This window comes from Streptomyces europaeiscabiei (assembly GCF_001550375.1).
GTDB lineage: Bacteria > Actinomycetota > Actinomycetes > Streptomycetales > Streptomycetaceae > Streptomyces > Streptomyces europaeiscabiei.
This window is the reverse complement of record NZ_LRTR01000620.1, coordinates 1-16,485: the sequence shown is the minus strand read 5'-3', so window position 1 is coordinate 16,485 and position 16,485 is coordinate 1. Positions and strand designations below refer to the sequence as shown.

Below are 16,485 nucleotides of genomic sequence, written 5' to 3'. Positions count from 1 at the left end.
GACATGCGTGTGATGCCTAACGTCCCGGCAACCCAGTTGAAACCTTTCACGACGCACTGAGGCAGCTTCACCGCTAGCCACCGGCCGTCGTCGAGGAGCCCCCATGACCCACCGGTCCGACACGGGTCCGGCCCCCGTTCTCGCCTTGAAGGGCATTTCCAAGTCCTTCGGCGCCGTCCGCGCCCTGCGGGACGTGTCTTTCGAGCTGTTCCCAGGCGAGGTGCACGCAATCGCCGGGGAGAACGGCGCGGGCAAGTCGACCCTGATCAAGAGCCTCGCAGGGGTGCACCGACCGGACTCCGGTCAGGTGCTCCTCGACGGCGAGCCCACGGTCTTCCACGGCCCGGCCGACGCCCGCGACGCGGGCATCGCCGTGATCTACCAGGAGCCCACTCTCTTCCCCGACCTTTCGATCGCCGAGAACATCTTCATGGGCCGCCAGCCGCGCCGCGCCCTCGGCCGCATCGACCACAGGGCCACCCACACGGCGACCCTCGCCCTGATGCAGCGGCTCGGTGTCGAACTCGACCCCGACCGCCCGGCGCGCGGCCTGTCCATCGCCGACCAGCAGATCGTCGAGATCGCCAAGGCGCTCTCCTTCGACGCCCGCGTCCTGATCATGGACGAGCCGACGGCGGCCCTCACCGGCAGCGAGGTGGCCCGGCTCTTCGGTGTCGTCCGCACCCTGCGCGAGCAGGGCTCCGCCGTCCTCTTCATCTCCCACCGACTGGAGGAGATCTTCCAGATCTGCCAGCGGGTCACCACCCTGCGCGACGGCGCCTGGATCTCCAGCGAACCGACCGAGGGCATGACCGAGGACGACCTGGTACGCCGCATGGTCGGCCGCGACCTGGCGGAGCTGTACCCGAAGCAGGAGGTCGAGCCGGGCGACGTCGCGCTGAGCGTGCGGCGGCTGACCCGCGAGGGCGTCTTCACCGACATCTCCTTCGACGTCCGCCGCGGCGAGATCGTCGGCCTGGCCGGCCTCGTCGGCGCCGGCCGTACGGAGGTGGCGCGAGCCGTCTTCGGCATCGATCGCTGGGACGCGGGCGAGGTCGACCTCGGCGGCAAGGCGCTCACCAACGGCGCCCCGTCCCTCGCGATGGCCGCCGGGCTCGCCCTGGTCCCCGAGGACCGCCGCGCCCAGGGCCTGGTGATGGACATGTCCATCGAGCGGAACATCGGGCTCACCGGGCTCCGTACGGCCGTGAAGGCCGGCCTCGTCGACCGCGGCGCCGAACGCAGCCGCTCCCTCGACTGGGCCGTCAAGCTCCAGGTGAAGTACGCCCGGATCGCCGACAGCGTCAACACGCTGTCCGGCGGCAACCAGCAGAAGGTCGTCCTCGCCAAGTGGCTCGCCACCGGGCCGAAGGTGCTGATCGTCGACGAGCCCACCCGGGGCATCGACGTCGGTACGAAGGCCGAGGTGCACCGCCTCCTCAGTCAGCTCGCCGCCGACGGGGTGGCCGTGCTGATGATCTCCTCCGATCTGCCCGAGATCCTCGGTATGGCCGACCGCGTGCTCGTGATGCACGAGGGCCGGCTCACCGCCGAGATCCCTCGCTCCGAAGCCACCGAGGAAACCGTGATGGCCGCAGCCACCGGGAGGGCCGCCGCATGACGGTGACCACCCCTCAGAACACCCCCGTCGCCGAGGTGCCCAAGTCCAGCGGCACCCGGCTCGTGGACCGCGTCTTCAAGATGCGTGAACTCGCCATCCTGGTCGTCTTCCTGGTGATGATCGTCGTCACCCAGCTGGGCAACAGCGAGTTCCTCACCGAGCAGGGCATCAAGGACCTCCTGCTCAACGCGACCATCCTGGTGCTGGTCGCCGTCGGTCAGTCGCTGGTCGTCATCACCCGGAACGTCGACCTGTCGGTCGGCTCCACCCTCGGCATCAGCGCCTTCGCCGCCGGCATCTATCTCCAGGGCGGCGGGAACCCGGTCGTGGCCGTGTTCCTGGCGGTCCTGATGGGCATCGGCTTCGGCCTGCTGAACGGTCTGCTCGTCAGCCTCGGCCAGGTGCCCGCCCTCGTGGTCACCCTCGGCACGCTCTACATCATCCGGGGCATCGACTCGATCTGGGTGGGCTCCCGTCAGATCACCGCGTCCGCCCTGCCGGACGGATTCATCGACTTCGGCTCCGGCGGTATCTCCGCGGTGCCGTACCTGGCGCTGATCGCGGTGGCGGTGCTGGTGGCGACGGCGTACTACATGAAGCACTTCGGCAGCGGCCGCGAGCTGTACGCCCTCGGCTCCAACCCGGAGGCCGCCCGCCTCGCCGGCATCCCGGTCCGCAAGCGGATCCTGATGGCGTACACCTTCTGCGGCGCCCTCGCGGGCCTCGCCGGAGCGCTGTACCTGGCCCGCTTCGGCAACGTCGACTCCAGCACCGGCAACGGCTACGAACTCACCGTCGTCAGCGCCGTCGTGGTCGGCGGCGTCGTCTTCACCGGCGGCTCCGGCAGTGTCTACGGCGCGGCGCTCGGCGCCCTGCTGCTGACCTCCATCAACAGCGTGCTGCCCGCCCTCGGCGTCAGCTCGGTGTGGGTGCTGGCCATCAACGGCATCCTGCTCATCCTCGCCATCGCCGTGGACCGTGTGGTCGCGCTGAGGGTGGCGGCCGCCCTGAAGAAGAGGAACGCCCGCCATGGCTGACTCCACCCTGTCGCGTGCGAGCAGCTGGTCCGCCCTGAAGAGGTGGGATTCAGCCGTCGGCGCCACGTTCATCGTCGTGCTCCTGCTGTCCTTCTCCACCGTGGACGGCTTCGGCAACGCGCTCAACCTGTCCTTCCTCATCGGCAACACCCTGCCGATCGCGCTGGTCGCCCTGCCGATGACCCTCCTCGTGGTCTCCGGCGAGATCGATCTGTCGGTCGCCTCCACCGCCGGCCTGTCCGGCGCGGTGATGGGCGTCCTGTGGAACCAGGGCCTGACCATCGAGGCGATCATCCCGATCTGTCTCCTCCTCGGCGTCGTCTGTGGACTGATCAACGGCCTGCTGGTCACCCGGCTCGGCCTGTCCTCCCTCGCCGTCACCATCGGTACGCTCGCCGCCTACCGGGGCATCGCACAGATCGTGCTCGGCTCCGACGCGGTGACCGACTTCCCCACGCAGTACCTGGACTTCGCTGCCGGCCGGATCGGCGACAGCTTCGTCCCGCAGGCCTTCATCCCCTTCCTGGTACTGCTCGTCATCGCCGTGATCGCCCTGCACGCCACCCCGTTCGGGCGTTCCCTGTTCGCGATCGGCGCCAGTGAGGAGGCCGCGCGCTTCACCGGTATCCGCGTCAAGCGGCAGAAGCTGATCCTCTTCACGGTGACCGGCCTCATGGCCTCCCTCACCGGGATCTTCTGGGCGCTGCACTACGCAAGCGCCCGCTACGACAACGCGACCGGACTCGAACTCTCCGTCATCGCCGCCGTGTTGCTCGGTGGCATCGACTTCGACGGAGGCAAGGGGACGCTCGGCGGTGCGATCGCCGGCGTGTTCCTGCTCGGCACCCTGCAGAACGTGATGAGCCTGCAGGACGTCTCTGCGCAGTCGCAGATCGTCGTCACCGGTGTCCTGCTCGTGCTGTCCGTGCTCGGCCCCCGGGTCGCACGACAGGTCGCTCTCGCCAGAGCCGGGCGAAAATCCGGGCTCGGCCCCGCCGGAAAGGCTGTTTGAAAGCTGCCGGTCCCCTGCGGCCGGTCGCGCCCCGCGCGGCGGAAGCCGCACACAAGTACAGCCGTGCGCCCCTGAGGACAACGACGGGGCGCGTCACACCACACCTCCTCGAAAAGGAACCCTCGTCATGCGCAGAGCAACCCTTCGTCGCTCCTGTGCGGCTCTCGCCGCCGTCACGTCCTTCGCCCTCGCCGTCACCGCCTGTGGCGGTACCACGAAGAGCGACGTCAAGGACGACTCCGCCTCCGCCGCGACCAGCGGCAAGGCCGACCCGAACGCCGAGCTGAAGAAGGGCCTGACCGTCGGCTTCCTGCCGAAGCAGGTCAACAACCCGTACTTCACCTCCGCCGACAAGGGCGGCGAGGCGGCCCTGAAGGAGCTGGGCTCCAGCTACAAGGAGGTCGGCCCGTCCAGCGCCACGGACACCTCCGGCCAGGTGAACTACGTCAATACGCTCACCCAGCAGCAGGTCGACGCCATGGCCGTCTCCGCGCAGGACCCGGGCGCCCTGTGCACCGCGCTCAAGCAGGCCATGAGCAACGACATCAAGGTCGTCACCTACGACTCCGACACCAAGCCGGAGTGCCGCAACGCCTTCGTCTCGCAGGCCAGCGCCGAGGACCTCGGCCGCACCGAGGTCCAGCTGCTCGCCGAGCAGATCGGCTTCAAGGGCGAGATCGCCGTCCTGTCGGCCGCGCAGACCGCGACGAACCAGAACGTCTGGATCGACTTCATGAAGAAGGAGCTGGAGGACCCCAAGTACAAGGACATCAAGCTGGTCAAGGTCGCCTACGGTGACGACGACGCCCAGAAGTCCTTCCAGCAGACCCAGGGCCTGCTCCAGGAGTACCCGAACCTGAAGGGGATCATCTCCCCGACCACGGTCGGCATCAAGGCCGCCGCCCAGTACCTGTCGGGCTCCAAGTACAAGGGCAAGGTCAAGCTGACCGGCCTCGGCACCCCCAACGACATGCGCAAGTACGTCAAGGACGGCACCGTCGAGGGCTTCGAGCTGTGGGACCCGGCGAAGCTCGGCGAGCTGGCCGCCCGTACCGCGGTGGCGCTGGCCTCCGGCCAGATCACCGGCAAGGAGGGCGAGACCTTCACCGCCGGTGCCATGGGCGAGTACACCATCGGCAAGGACGGCGTGATCAGCCTCGGCAAGCCCACCGTGTTCAACAAGGCGAACATCGACAAGTTCGACTTCTGATCACCGAACCGGCGTCACAGCCACCCCCCTCACCCCAGGAGCGGTACCTCATGCAGCGCGTCTGCTTCCTCCTCAAGGTCCGTCAGGATCGGATCGACGAGTACCGCGAGCGGCACGCAGCCGTGTGGCCGGAGATGCTTCAGGCTCTCTCGGCCACCGGCTGGCACAACTACTCCCTCTTCCTGCGCGACGACGGCCTCCTCGTCGGCTACCTGGAGACCGAGGACTTCCAGGCGGCACTCGTCGGCATGGAGGCCGCCGAGGTCAACGCCCGTTGGCAGAAGGAGATGGCGCCGTTCTTCGAGTCCCTCGACGGCGCCCGGCCCGACGAGGCCATGAAACCCCTCACCGAGGTCTTCCACCTCGCCTGACCCCCCCCCACGTCGCAGCACCCTCCTCCCCCTCCCCATTTCGCTCGACAATGGAGTCCCCGAGATGAAGAGACGTACGCTGCTCGGCGCCGCACTCGCCGGCGCCGTGGTGACCCCCGTCCTCGGCGCCGCCACCGCCCGCGCCGCCGACCCCGGTCCGTCCGTCAGCCAGACCGGCAACACGCTGCTCGACAGCCAGGCCATCTTCTTCGTGTCCTACGACGGCCTGGTCAACAACAACTCGTTCCAGAAGAACGGTCTGCTGACCTACAAGGGCTACCAGTACGCCGTCTGGTACACCGCCGACCGCAACGCCGTCGTCGGTCGCCGCGTCCTCGGCTCCAGCACCTGGTCCACGGTCAAGGTCGGCCACACGCTGCGCTACAACGACTCCCACAACGTCATCTCCATGGGCGTCTCCAAGGTCGACGGCCGCCTCCACCTCAACATGGACTCGCACAGCGACGGGTTCACCTACGTCAAGTCGGTCGCCGGCCTCATGGACAACCCGGCCGGCCTGAGCTGGACCACGAGCCGCTTCGGCTCCCCGCAGTCCACCCTCGACGGACTGGCGCTCACCTCGCAGTTCACCTACCCGCAGTTCGTCTCGATGCCCGACGGCAAGCTCCAGCTGAGCTACCGCGTCGGCATCTCCGGCAACGGCCGCAACGCCATCGCCGAGTACGACGGCACCTCCTGGACCAACCTCGGCGAGTGGACCAGTTCCACCGGCACGTACACCAGCGAGCACGGCTCCAGCACCGTCCGCAACATGTACCTGCACGGCATCGACTACGACAGGAACGGCCGGCTGCACTCCTTCTTCACCTGGCGCGAGCAGAACGGCGCCGTGATGTGCAACGGCGGCGGCATCACCAACCACGACACCGGCTACGTCTACTCGGACGACCGGGGCCGCACCTGGCGCAACAACGCGGGCACCGTCGTCGGCACCACCGGCGGCTCCGACAAGGTCGCCGTCACCGACAGCGGACTGGTGATCGACGCGCTGAACCCGGACCACTCCCTGATGAACCAGGAGAGCCAGTTCACCGACTCGGCCGGCCGGCCGCACGCGATCATCAGCTACGTGCCCGGCCGCTTCGGCCAGTGCACGACGAACTACGTCACCAACCGCACCGCGAACGGCCGGGCCTTCCACGTCCGCAGGAACGCCTCCGGCACCTGGCAGAAGACCGAGATCCCGGTCGCGCTCGGCTCCAGCCAGCGCACCAAGCTGGCCCTGGACAAGTACAACAACGCGTACGCGATCCTGCCCTTCGGCCGGATATGGGGAGCCTCCGCGGCCTCCGGATACACCGACTGGAAGTCGCTGTTCGACCCCAGCGCCCTCAATGCCTTCGGCGAGGTCGTGATCGACGAGACCCGGATCGCGCAGGACAATGTCCTGTCCGTGATGTACCAGGTGAAGTCCAGCGGTACGACACCCTCGGCGCTCCGCGTCGTCGACTTCGCCCTGCCCGCCTGATTCCCACACCAGGGCAACGTTTCTGCCGCCTGACCGGGCCGTTCTTGTGGTGGACCGGAAGGTAATGTGAACGTAAGCCCGCCGCTCCGTACCTTCCTGGAGGTCCTCGTCCGATGTCGCAGCCGGTGGGTATCAAGGACGTCGCCGCAGCCGCCGGAGTCTCCGTCGGCACGGTTTCCAACGTCATCAACCGGCCGGACTCGGTGGCCTCCGGGACCCGGGCCCGCGTGCTGGCCGCGATCGACCGCCTCGGATACGTCCGCAGCGAGTCGGCGCGCCAGCTGCGGGCCGGGCGGAGCCGGATCATGGGGCTGCTGGTGCTCGACATGGGCAACCCCTTCTTCGTCGACGTCGCGCGCGGTGCGGAGCGGGCCGCGCGCGACGCCGGACTCGGCGTGATGGTCTGCAACAGCGCGCAGAGCGCGGGAGAGGAGTCCGAGTACCTCTCGCTCTTCGCCGAACAACGGGTGCGCGGTGTCCTGCTCACCCCCGCCGACGCGACGGGACGCAACATCGAGGCGTTCCGCCGCCACGGCATCCCCTTCGTCCTCGTCGACCGGGTCGCCGAGGGCACCACCGAGTGCTCGGTCTCCGTCGACGACGTCGCGGGCGGCGCCCTCGCCGTCCGTCATCTGGTCGACGCGGGCCACCGTTCCATCGCGTACGTCAGCGGACCGGCGGGCCTCAACCAGGTCCGCGACCGCCGTACGGGAGCCCTGAACGCCCTGCGCGAGGCGGGACTCGGCGCCGACGCCCTGCGCGAGCTGCCCACCGAGCGCCTCGACGTGGCCGCCGGCCGGGACGCGGGCGCCCGCCTCCTCGGCCTCGCCGACCGCCCCACCGCCGTCTTCTGCGCCAACGACCTGCTCGCTCTCGGCGTGCTCCAGGCCATGTACGCGGCCGGTGTGAGCGTCCCCGACGACCTCGCCATCGTCGGCTACGACGACATCGAGTTCGCCGCCGCGGCCGCCGTCCCCCTCACCTCCGTACGGCAGCCCGCCGTCACCATGGGCGCCCTCGCCGCCGAACTCCTCCTGGAGGAGACCGAGGTGGAGACCGCGCTCATCCGGCACGAGCACCGGCGGGTCGTCCTCCAGCCGGAGCTGGTGGTGCGGCGCTCCAGCCTCTCGGCACGCTGAGCGCCGGAGCGGTCACCGCGCACCGACGGCGGCCGGCGTACTGATCCCCGGTTCAGTGAGAATTTCTTGATCCACGGGGTCGGCCGGGCGGAGAATCTGTGCTGGACTGGACCAAGGCCTGGAATCCGTCCGCTCAGGGAGCCCTGTTGTCCGTCAGCTACCGGCAGCCCGGTGTCGTCCTCACCGACCGCCGCTTCACCGTCCCCCTCGACCACGACCGCCCGGCGGGGGAGCGGATCGACCTCTACGCGCGCGAGGTCGTCGCGAGCGACAGGGGGAGCGCCGAACTGCCCTGGCTGGTCTATCTGCAGGGCGGCCCCGGCTTCGGGGCGAACCGCTTCGTCGGCCGTGAGGCCTGGCTGGGCCGGGCCCTGGAGGACTACCGGGTCCTGCTGCTGGACCAGCGCGGCACGGGTGCCTCGACCCCCGCCAACCGACAGACGCTGCCGATGCGCGGCGGCCCCGCCGAACAGGCCGACTACCTCGCCCACTTCCGCGCCGACTCCATCGTCCGCGACTGTGAGGCCATCCGACCCGAGGTCACCGGCGGCGCCCCCTGGGCCGTCCTCGGCCAGAGCTTCGGCGGCTTCTGCGCGGTCACCTACCTGTCACAGGCGCCCGAGGGTCTGAGCACCGCCCTCATCACCGGCGGACTGCCCTCCCTCGACGCGAGCGCCGAGGACGTCTACCGGGCGGCCCACCCGCGCGTGGAACGCAAGGTCGCCGCGCACTACGCCCGTTACCCGCAGGACGTCGAGCGGGCCCGCCGGATCGCCGATCACCTGATCCAGCACGACGTCGTCCTGCCGAACGGCTACCGGTTCACCGTCGAGGCGTTCCAGTCCCTCGGTATCCTCCTCGGCCGCGGCGACGGCAGCCACCGGCTGCACTTCCTGCTGGAGGACGCCTTCGTCCGCACCCCGCAGGGCCCCGCCCTTGCCGACTCCTTCCAGGAGGAGGTCCAGGGCCTGCTGTCGTACGCGGGCCATCCGCTGTACGCGCTCCTCCACGAGGCGTGCTACGGCCAGGACGCGGGCCCCACGGGCTGGGCGGCGGAGCGGGTGCGCCGCGGCCTGCCGCAGTTCGACGCAGCCAAGACGCTGACCGGCGACGGCCCGGTGCTCTTCACGGGCGAGTCCGTGCACCCCTGGATGTTCGACAACGACCCCGCCCTGCGCCCGCTGCGCGACACCGCGGAGGCGCTGGCCGAGGACCGGGGCTGGCCGCCTCTCTACGATCCGGACCGACTCGCCGTGAACGAGGTCCCGGTCGCGGCCGCGGTCTACCACGACGACATGTACGTCGACACGGACCACTCCCTGCGGACCGCCCGCGCCGTCCGGGGGCTGCGCACCTGGGTCACGGACGAGTTCGAGCACGACGGCGTACGGGCCGGTGGACCACGGGTGCTGGACCGGTTGCTGGCGCTGACCCGGGACGAGGCGTGAGCGACGGCGGATGAGCCGGGCGGTGTGCTGGCCCGCCCCTGCCCGGCTGTCAGTGACGCGCGTTACTGTGCGCCCATGACGGACCCTCAGAAGGACCAGCTCAAGCCCATGCCCGACGACTGGCGGCGTGCCCTCGCCGTCGTGGCGCACCCGGACGACCTCGAGTACGGCTGCTCGGCGGCGATCGCCGCGTGGACCGACGAGGGCCGCGAGGTCGTGTATGTCCTGGCGACACGCGGCGAGGCCGGTATCGACACCCTGGAGCCCGCCCGGTGCGGCCCGTTGCGTGAGAGGGAGCAGCGGGCCAGCGCGGCCGTCGTGGGTGTGTCGGAGGTCGAGTTCCTCGACCACGAGGACGGCGTCATCGAGTACGGGCCCGCCCTGCGGCGGGACATCGCGGCCGCCATCCGCCGGCACCGCCCCGAACTGGTCATCACCCTCAACCACCGTGACACCTGGGGCGGGGTCGCCTGGAACACCCCCGACCACGTGGCGGTGGGCCGCGCCACCCTGGACGCCGCCGGCGACGCGGGGAACCGCTGGATCTTCCCCGAGCTCGTCGAACAGGGCCTGGAACCCTGGGACGGCGTCCGCTGGGTCGCCGTCGCCAGTTCCTCCCACCCCACCCACGCGGTGGACGCCGCTCCCGGCCTCGACCGTGCGGTCGCCTCCCTCCTGGAGCACCGCAGCTACATCGAGGTGCTGACGAAGGAGGACCCCGAGACGTACGTACGCGACTTCCTCACCGGCCATGCCCGGACCACGGGGGAGCGGTTCGGCGGCAGGCCGGCCGTGGCCTTCGAGGTGTTTCCCCGGTGACGGGGGTCGAGAGCGGGGTGCGGCTGGAGCCCTGGTCCGCGGACGACCTCTGGCTGCTCCGGCGCCTCAACACCCCCGGGATGACCGAGCACGTGGGCGGCCCGGAGACCGAGGAACAACTCACCGCCCGGCACCGCCGCTACCTCGACGTGGCGGGCGGGCAGATGTACCGGGTCGTGCTCGCCGGCACCGGCGAGAGCGTCGGCTCGATCGGTTACTGGGAGCGCGACCGGCAGGGCGAGACGGTGTGGGAGACCGGATGGGGGGTGCTGCCCGAGTTCCAGCGCCGGGGCCTGGCCGTACTGGCCGCCCGTGAGGTCGTCGGGGTGGCGCGGGACGCGAACACCCACCGCCATCTCCACGCGCTGCCCCGTGTGGAGAACGCCGCGTCGAACGCGGTGTGTCGCAGGGCGGGATTCACGCTGCTCGGCGAGGTCTCCGCGGAGTACCCGAAGGGTCACTGGAGCATGTCGAACGACTGGCGGTGGGATCTGGGGCGGGACTGAGCGCAGGGGCCCGGGCGGCGAGGGCGTGGCCGGCTCCGGCCCTGCTCGGGGTGGACGCAGACGATCACGGTGTGGTGGTGGGCGCTGTCGGCGGCGGGGCGGGTGGGCCGGTGGTGCACCCCTCGGCAGCCGAAAGATCATCGGTGAGTTGTCGTTAGGGTGAACCATATGGAACAAGGATCCGGTGAAGCTCTCGACCCGCATGACCTGCGCGGTCTGCGCGCGGACTGCGACAGCTGCTTCGGCCTGTGCTGTGTCGCCCTGCCCTTCGCCGCCTCGGCCGACTTCGCCGTCGACAAGGCCGCGGGCAAGGCGTGCGGGAACCTCAAGGACGACTTCCGGTGCGGTATCCACACCCGGCTCAGGGACGAGGGCTTCAACGGCTGCACGGTCTACGACTGCTTCGGCGCCGGGCAGAAGGTCTCCCAGGTCACCTTCGGGGGCGAGAACTGGCGTACGGGCGGCCGCGAGCACGCCCGGCGGATGTTCGACGTCTTCCCGGTCGTACGCCAACTCCACGAACTGCTGTGGTATTTGACCGAGGCGCTGACCCTCCCCGCCGCCCGCCCGGTGCACGCCGATCTCCGCCGCGCACTGGACGAGACCGAGCGGCTGACCGGGGGGACGGCCGAGGAACTGGGGGAGCTGGACGTCGCCGCGCACCGGCAGCGCGTCAACGAACTGCTGCTGAGGGTCAGTGACCTCGTGCGAGCGGGCGCCCGGCGCAAGCAGAACCGGCGCGGCGCCGACCTCATGGGTGCCCGCCTCAAGGGCGCCGACCTCAGACAGGCCAACCTCCGCGGCGCCTACCTCATCGCCGCCGACCTGACCGGGGCCGACCTGCGCGGCGCGGACCTGATCGGCGCCGACCTCCGCGACACCGACCTCAGCGACGCGGACCTGACCGGCGCCTTCTTCCTGACCCAGCCCCAGCTCAACGCGGCACGCGGCAGCGCCGGGACACGGCTGCCGACGTCAGTCACCCGCCCCGGTCACTGGACGGCTTGAGGGCGACGGCGCCTACGAGGGCGACGACGGGGACGAGGGCGACGACGGGGACGAGGGCGACCGGAACGACGACGGTATCTGCGGGGTACCCGGCCCCGCGCCCACCCGCCGCTCCACAGTGAGCCGCAGCCCGTCCGGCATCAGGGTCAGCCGCTCCGCCACCCGCAGCCGGTACGCCGGCTGCGGCCTCAGCTCGTACCGGCGCAGCAGCAGCCCCAGCACCAGCGTGGCCTCGTGCAGCGCGAACTGGCGGCCGATGCAGGCCCGCGCACCCGTGCCGAACGGCTTGAACGTGTGCGGGGCCCGGCCGCGTACCGCCGCCGCGTCGAACCGGTCCGGGTCGAACCGCTCGGCGTCCGCACCCCAGACCTCCGGGTCCCGGTGCAGCATCGCCGTCAGCACCAGCGCCCAGGCACCCCGCCGCATCGGATGGACCCCGCCCAGCACGGTGTCCTCGCGGGCCTCCCGTGAGAAGGCCGGTGCCGTCGGCCACAGCCGCAGTGCCTCGTCCAGCACCCGGCGCACATACCGCAGCTTGGCCACCTGCTCGTAGCCGGGCCGCACGGCACTGCCCCACACCTGGTCCACCTCGGCGCGGGCGCGGGCGGCCAGGTCCGGATACCGGGCGAGGTAGTGCAGGGCGAAGGAGAGGGCGCCCGAGGTGGTCTCGTGCCCGGCGACCAGGAAGGTGATGACCTGCCGCCGGACGTTCTCGGCGGACAGCCGCTCCCCGCTCTGCGGATGCACGGTCTCCAGCATCCGGTCGAGCAGGTCACCGTCACCGCCACCCCGGTCGCCGCCACCGGAGGACCGCCGCGCCCGCACCACCGCGTCGACCGTCTCGTTCAGGTACGCGATGTCCGCCTGGTTCTGCCGGGCGGCACCCCGCAGCAGCAGTGGGACCAGCGGGTCGGGGACGAGGTTGCGGCGCTGTGCGTAGGTGAGGGTGCCGACCATGGCGGCGACGAAGGGGTGCGGCCGGGCGCGCTCGAAGGAGCCGAAGTCGTGGCCGAAGCCGGTGCGGGCGATGGTCTCCAGCGTCAGCTTGGTCATGTCGCCGGGTACGTCCACGGTGTCGCCCGCCGCGCCCGCCCGGTCCCAGTGCTCCGTCAGCCGCTCGGCGACGTCGAGCATCATCGGGTGGTAGCCGGCCATGGCCTCCCGGCTGAAGCCGGGGGCGAGGACGTCGTGCGCGCGTTGCCAGTTCGGCTCGTGGTTGTAGGCCGTGAAGAGCCCGTCCCCGGCCACCGGCCGCAGATTGGCGACGCCCAGACCCACGTGCTTGGCGAACCGCGCCTCGTCCGCCATCTCGGCGGCGAGCCCCGCGCCCCCGACGAACACGATCTCCTTGCCGAACGCCTTCCGCCGGAAGATCGGCCCGAGCCGCCGCCCGAGGCGCAGGGACTCCTGGATCGGCGTACGCACGTTCGTGCCGAGCGCGTCGCCGACGAGGGGGAGTCGGTACGGCGGATGCGGTATTCGGCTCAGCTCGGGCCAGCCCAGCTCCGCGCTGCGGAATCCCTTGACTGCCGTGGCCCCTGTCGTCGCCGTCATGACCACATCTCCCTCGCGCGCACGCCGTACCGAGGCCGCCGCCGCTGTTGTACTCGGGTTCAATAGCGGGATCAGTCTCGTCCCGTTGTTGAACCCACGTCAAGTAAGGTGACGGCATGGCAGCCAGGCAGGGAGAACGCCCACGTCGCCGGCTCAGCACCGAGGAGCGGAGGGAGCAACTCCTCGCGGTCGGGGCCCGGCTCTTCTCGGAGAGCCCGTACGACGACGTGTGGATCGAGCAGGTGGCCGAGATCGCCGGAGTCTCCCGTGGGCTGCTCTACCACTACTTCCCGAACAAGCGCGTCTTCTTCGCGGCCGTCGTGGAGCGCGAGAGCGAGCGGATGCTGCGGATCATGACGCCCGCCCCCGGCCGGTCGGCGCGCGAGCGCCTCACCAACGGGCTCGACACGTTCCTCCGTCACGTCGAGGAGCACGCCCACGGCTTCCGTGCCTTCCATCGCGCCGACGCCACCGGCGACCAGGCCGTGCGCAAGGTCTACCAGCGGGCGCTGGCCCTGCAGGAGGCGCAGATCCTGGCGGCGCTGGCGTCGGACGCCGAGTTCGGGGCGGTGCTCGACGGGCGACCGGAGATGCGGCTCGCCGTGCGCGGGTGGCTGTCGTTCACGACGGCCGTGTGCCTGGAGTGGCTGAGGGGTTCGGAGCTGTCCCGCGAGCAGGTGCGGGACCTGTGTGCGCGGGCGCTTTTCGGGGTCCTCGCCACCTGAGTGGGTTCGCCGCGGCGAACGGAAAGTCCACGGATCGGCCCACGGTGGTTGGCGTACGCCCCGATCTTCGATAGGTTAGGCAAGGCTTACCTAAGGGAGGTTTGGGATGGGTGACCGTCACACCTGGACGGCCGCGCCCGCCGCGGCGGAGCGTGCCCGCTCGGTGCTCGCGGCGGCGTGGTCCTGCGCGGTGACCGCCGAGGGTGGCCGCGAGGAGTTCGTCGGCGCGCACACCGTCACCGAGGACGGCCGGGTGATCCTGTGCGTCCCCGAGGACAGCACGCTCGTCACCGCCGCGATCTGCGCGCCTCGCGGCGAGCCGTCCGCCGTGCTGGAGTTCGCCGACGTGGCACCCGTCCCCGTGCGCAACCGTATCCGGGCCCGGCTGTGGATCGCCGGCTGGTTCCTGCCCAAGGACGGCGACCTGGAGTTCCGGCCCACCCGCATCGTGCTGCGCGAGCCGTCCGGCGCTGTGGTGGTCGACCTCGACGAGTTCGCCGCCGCCGAACCGGATCCGCTGGCCACGGCCGAGTCCCGGCTGCTGACCCACCTCGCCGACGCGCACCCCGACGCCGTCGAGCGCCTCACCCGGCTCGTCCCGCACGACAGCCTGCACGGCGCCGTACGCGTCCAGCCGCTCGCCGTCGACCGCCACGGCCTGACCCTGCGCATCGAGCGGGCCCGCGGCAACGGCGACGTCCGCCTGACGTTCCACAAGCCCGCCGACGACATGGCGCAGCTCACCGAGCGGATGCACGTCCTGCTCTCCCGGGCGAGCGCCGCGTCCTGCCCGCGCGCCCTACAGCGGCAGCGCACAGACGGCGACGGGTGACGCGAACGGCGCGCCCGCACGCCGCAGTCCACCGGTCTCGGCGTCGACCCGGAAGACACTGACCGCGCTCGACCGCTGCAGCGCGGCGAACAGCAGACCTCCGTCCGGCGAGAGGGCGATCTGGCGGGGGAAGTCCCCGCCGACCGGCACGGTGTCGATGAGCTTCAGCCGTGCGCCGTCCGCCTCGACCGCGTAGCGCGTCAGGCTGTCGTGCCCCCGGTTGGCGAGATAGGCGTACGAGCCGTCCGGCGTCACGACCAGTTGCGCCGGGTAGTTCGTGCCCGAACCCGTCCCCGTCGACTGCGGGTCACCGGGGGTGAGCCGGCCGCTGCCGGGGTCGTAGGCACAGACCACGACCGTGTTGTCGACCTCGTTGGCGAGATAGGCGTACCGGCCCTGGGGATGGAAGGTGAGGTGCCGGGGTCCCGCACCCGACCGGGTGCGCGCCCGCGAGACCTCCGTGAGCGTGCCCCGGGACTCGTCCAGGCGGTAGGTGTACACCGTGTCGGTGCCCAGATCGACGGCGAGGACGTGACCGCCGTCCGGGCTCGTGATCACCTGGTGCGCGTGCGGCCCGTTCTGGCCCGGACCGGGCGCCGGGCTGCTGTGCACCACGAGATCGGTGCGCTCGCCCAGCGCACCCGAGTCCTCGACGGGGTGCACGGCGACACTGCCCGAGCCGTAGTTCGCGCTCAGCAGCCATCGCCCGCCCGGGTGAACCGACAGCTGGCAGGGTGCCTCGCCGCCACTGCTCCGGGTGCCGAGGATCCTGCGGTCGGACAGTCGTACGGCGGTCACCCCGCCCTGCGTGCGCTCGTTCACGGCGTACAGCGTCCGGCCGTCCGGGTGTACGGCGAGGTACGACGGGTCGGCGACACCGGTGATGGTCCCCTTGCCCGTGATCCGGCCGTTCCGGTCGTCGTACGTCGCCACGCCGATGCCGGTGCCGCCGCCCTCGACCGAGGTGTACGTGCCGATGTAGAGCGGCTGGGGGCCGGTGCGGGTGGGCGTGGGGGAGGGCGAGGCGGTCGCGGTTCCCGCCCCGGCCTCCGCCTCCGCCGAGGGGGCCGTCGGGGCGTTCCGCGCGGGGGAGGAAGACGTGGGACCGGCCGTCCCGTCGGAGCCCGCGCAACCGGCGAGGGTGGCCGGTACGGCCGCTCCCGCCAGCAGCCCCAGGACGCGGCGCCTGCTCCAGCCGCCTCGGTCCCCTGCCGCCTCACTCGTCATTCGTGCACCTCGGGTGTCGCTCGTCTCGGCCGTCACCACCTTGACGGGTACGAGCGCCTCCGCGCAAAGGCGACGGCGGGCGTCGCGCGCCATGCGACGCCCGCCGTCGCCATCGCGTCGGCCGTGGGGACCGGCTACCAGTCGCCGTCCTGGACCGGCCTGCCCGGTGCGTCACCGAGCGGCCGGACCTGGCCGGGGGCGGGTGCCTGCCACGGGTCGAGGTCGTCGCCGAGCCAGTCGCCGACGGGCTTCACCGCGCCGAGGGCGTCGGCCGGGCCGAGGTCGTGGCCGTCCTGGTCGTAGTAGTCGAACCAGGGGAGCCCGGCCCGCGTGTAGGCCGCGCGGTCCACGGGTGACGGCGGCGGGGCCTCCCCGGTGATCCGGCGCCACTCGGGCGGCGTGACCAGGTGCACGAAGATCCGCCCGGCCGGCGTCCCGGCCCAGCTGCCGCGCGGCCGGGTGTCCCGGTAGACCTCCTGGCGCATCG

The 16,485-nt window shown here is 71.2% G+C and carries 15 protein-coding genes and 1 pseudogene; 13 read left to right on the top strand and 3 right to left on the bottom strand.

Features of this window, described 5'->3' with window-relative positions; translation table 11 throughout:
- Positions 1 to 103: 103 nt before the first annotated feature.
- From AWZ10_RS30265 to AWZ10_RS30215, 11 genes are all read left to right on the top strand, one after another.
- Positions 104 to 1,621: a sugar ABC transporter ATP-binding protein gene (locus tag AWZ10_RS30265; protein ID WP_046705793.1), complete on the top strand. Its 1,518-nt coding sequence runs from the start codon at positions 104 to 106 to the stop codon at positions 1,619 to 1,621.
- A complete protein-coding gene (locus AWZ10_RS30260; RefSeq protein WP_060892547.1) occupies positions 1,618 to 2,658 on the top strand; it encodes an ABC transporter permease in 1,041 nt (346 codons plus the stop codon). The genes AWZ10_RS30265 and AWZ10_RS30260 overlap by 4 nt, the downstream gene beginning before the upstream one ends.
- The gene (locus AWZ10_RS30255) at positions 2,651 to 3,670 is read left to right on the top strand and encodes an ABC transporter permease (protein ID WP_046705791.1); all 1,020 of its coding nucleotides are present in this window, start codon (positions 2,651 to 2,653) and stop codon (positions 3,668 to 3,670) included. Before AWZ10_RS30260 ends, AWZ10_RS30255 begins: the two co-directional genes overlap by 8 nt.
- A gap of 127 nt (positions 3,671 to 3,797) precedes the next feature.
- Entirely contained in the window at positions 3,798 to 4,880 is a 1,083-nt protein-coding gene (gene rhaS, locus AWZ10_RS30250; protein ID WP_046705790.1) for a rhamnose ABC transporter substrate-binding protein, read from the top strand.
- Between the two features lie 50 nt (positions 4,881 to 4,930).
- Entirely contained in the window at positions 4,931 to 5,251 is a 321-nt protein-coding gene (locus AWZ10_RS30245) for an L-rhamnose mutarotase (RefSeq protein WP_060892546.1), read from the top strand.
- A gap of 64 nt (positions 5,252 to 5,315) precedes the next feature.
- On the top strand, positions 5,316 to 6,740 hold the full coding sequence (locus tag AWZ10_RS30240) for a BNR repeat-containing protein (protein ID WP_046705788.1): 1,425 nt from the start codon (positions 5,316 to 5,318) through the stop codon (positions 6,738 to 6,740).
- 113 nt (positions 6,741 to 6,853) lie between these two features.
- On the top strand, positions 6,854 to 7,879 hold the full coding sequence (locus tag AWZ10_RS30235; RefSeq protein WP_046705787.1) for a LacI family DNA-binding transcriptional regulator: 1,026 nt from the start codon (positions 6,854 to 6,856) through the stop codon (positions 7,877 to 7,879).
- 146 nt (positions 7,880 to 8,025) lie between these two features.
- Positions 8,026 to 9,327, top strand: coding sequence for an alpha/beta fold hydrolase (locus AWZ10_RS30230; protein ID WP_060892561.1), 1,302 nt, complete (start codon positions 8,026 to 8,028; stop codon positions 9,325 to 9,327).
- A 75-nt stretch (positions 9,328 to 9,402) separates the two neighbouring features.
- Entirely contained in the window at positions 9,403 to 10,146 is a 744-nt protein-coding gene (locus AWZ10_RS30225) for a PIG-L deacetylase family protein (RefSeq protein WP_046705786.1), read from the top strand.
- On the top strand, positions 10,143 to 10,652 hold the full coding sequence (locus AWZ10_RS30220) for a GNAT family N-acetyltransferase (protein ID WP_046705785.1): 510 nt from the start codon (positions 10,143 to 10,145) through the stop codon (positions 10,650 to 10,652). The genes AWZ10_RS30225 and AWZ10_RS30220 overlap by 4 nt, the downstream gene beginning before the upstream one ends.
- 168 nt (positions 10,653 to 10,820) lie before the next feature.
- Positions 10,821 to 11,660, top strand: a complete 840-nt coding sequence (locus tag AWZ10_RS30215) for a pentapeptide repeat-containing protein (RefSeq protein WP_046708817.1) — start codon at positions 10,821 to 10,823, stop codon at positions 11,658 to 11,660.
- A gap of 12 nt (positions 11,661 to 11,672) precedes the next feature.
- Here AWZ10_RS30215 and AWZ10_RS30210 read toward each other — a convergent pair whose 3' ends face one another.
- Complete coding sequence (locus tag AWZ10_RS30210; RefSeq protein ID WP_060892545.1) at positions 11,673 to 13,214, bottom strand: cytochrome P450; 1,542 nt, start codon at positions 13,212 to 13,214, stop codon at positions 11,673 to 11,675.
- 116 nt (positions 13,215 to 13,330) lie between these two features.
- On the opposite strand from AWZ10_RS30210, the gene AWZ10_RS30205 reads away from it, so the two are divergent.
- Together AWZ10_RS30205 and AWZ10_RS30200 are read left to right on the top strand one after the other, a co-directional pair.
- On the top strand, positions 13,331 to 13,939 hold the full coding sequence (locus AWZ10_RS30205) for a TetR/AcrR family transcriptional regulator (RefSeq protein WP_046708819.1): 609 nt from the start codon (positions 13,331 to 13,333) through the stop codon (positions 13,937 to 13,939).
- A 106-nt stretch (positions 13,940 to 14,045) separates the two neighbouring features.
- Complete coding sequence (locus AWZ10_RS30200; protein WP_060892544.1) at positions 14,046 to 14,771, top strand: DUF2470 domain-containing protein; 726 nt, start codon at positions 14,046 to 14,048, stop codon at positions 14,769 to 14,771.
- Here AWZ10_RS30200 and AWZ10_RS30195 read toward each other — a convergent pair.
- Positions 14,739 to 15,998: a lactonase family protein gene (locus AWZ10_RS30195; RefSeq protein ID WP_060892543.1), complete on the bottom strand. Its 1,260-nt coding sequence runs from the start codon at positions 15,996 to 15,998 to the stop codon at positions 14,739 to 14,741. The two genes, AWZ10_RS30200 and AWZ10_RS30195, sit on opposite strands and share 33 nt — an antisense overlap.
- 134 nt (positions 15,999 to 16,132) lie before the next feature.
- Positions 16,133 to 16,485: pseudogene (locus AWZ10_RS30190) on the bottom strand (hypothetical protein); the annotation flags it as partial.

Excerpts from the sequence above, each read along its gene's own strand:
- AWZ10_RS30235 (WP_046705787.1), top strand. The coding sequence starts at position 6,854 with ATGTCGCAGCCGGTGGGTATCAAGGACGTCGCCGCAGCCGCCGGAGTC.
- AWZ10_RS30225 (WP_046705786.1), top strand. The coding sequence starts at position 9,403 with ATGACGGACCCTCAGAAGGACCAGCTCAAGCCCATGCCCGACGACTGG.
- AWZ10_RS30200 (WP_060892544.1), top strand. The coding sequence starts at position 14,046 with ATGGGTGACCGTCACACCTGGACGGCCGCGCCCGCCGCGGCGGAGCGT.
- AWZ10_RS30265 (WP_046705793.1), top strand. The coding sequence starts at position 104 with ATGACCCACCGGTCCGACACGGGTCCGGCCCCCGTTCTCGCCTTGAAG.
- AWZ10_RS30215 (WP_046708817.1), top strand. The coding sequence starts at position 10,821 with ATGGAACAAGGATCCGGTGAAGCTCTCGACCCGCATGACCTGCGCGGT.
- rhaS (WP_046705790.1), top strand. The coding sequence starts at position 3,798 with ATGCGCAGAGCAACCCTTCGTCGCTCCTGTGCGGCTCTCGCCGCCGTC.
- AWZ10_RS30260 (WP_060892547.1), top strand. The coding sequence starts at position 1,618 with ATGACGGTGACCACCCCTCAGAACACCCCCGTCGCCGAGGTGCCCAAG.
- AWZ10_RS30240 (WP_046705788.1), top strand. The coding sequence starts at position 5,316 with ATGAAGAGACGTACGCTGCTCGGCGCCGCACTCGCCGGCGCCGTGGTG.
- AWZ10_RS30205 (WP_046708819.1), top strand. The coding sequence starts at position 13,331 with ATGGCAGCCAGGCAGGGAGAACGCCCACGTCGCCGGCTCAGCACCGAG.
- AWZ10_RS30210 (WP_060892545.1), bottom strand. The coding sequence starts at position 13,214 with ATGACGGCGACGACAGGGGCCACGGCAGTCAAGGGATTCCGCAGCGCG.
- AWZ10_RS30195 (WP_060892543.1), bottom strand. The coding sequence starts at position 15,998 with ATGACGAGTGAGGCGGCAGGGGACCGAGGCGGCTGGAGCAGGCGCCGC.
- AWZ10_RS30255 (WP_046705791.1), top strand. The coding sequence starts at position 2,651 with ATGGCTGACTCCACCCTGTCGCGTGCGAGCAGCTGGTCCGCCCTGAAG.
- AWZ10_RS30245 (WP_060892546.1), top strand. The coding sequence starts at position 4,931 with ATGCAGCGCGTCTGCTTCCTCCTCAAGGTCCGTCAGGATCGGATCGAC.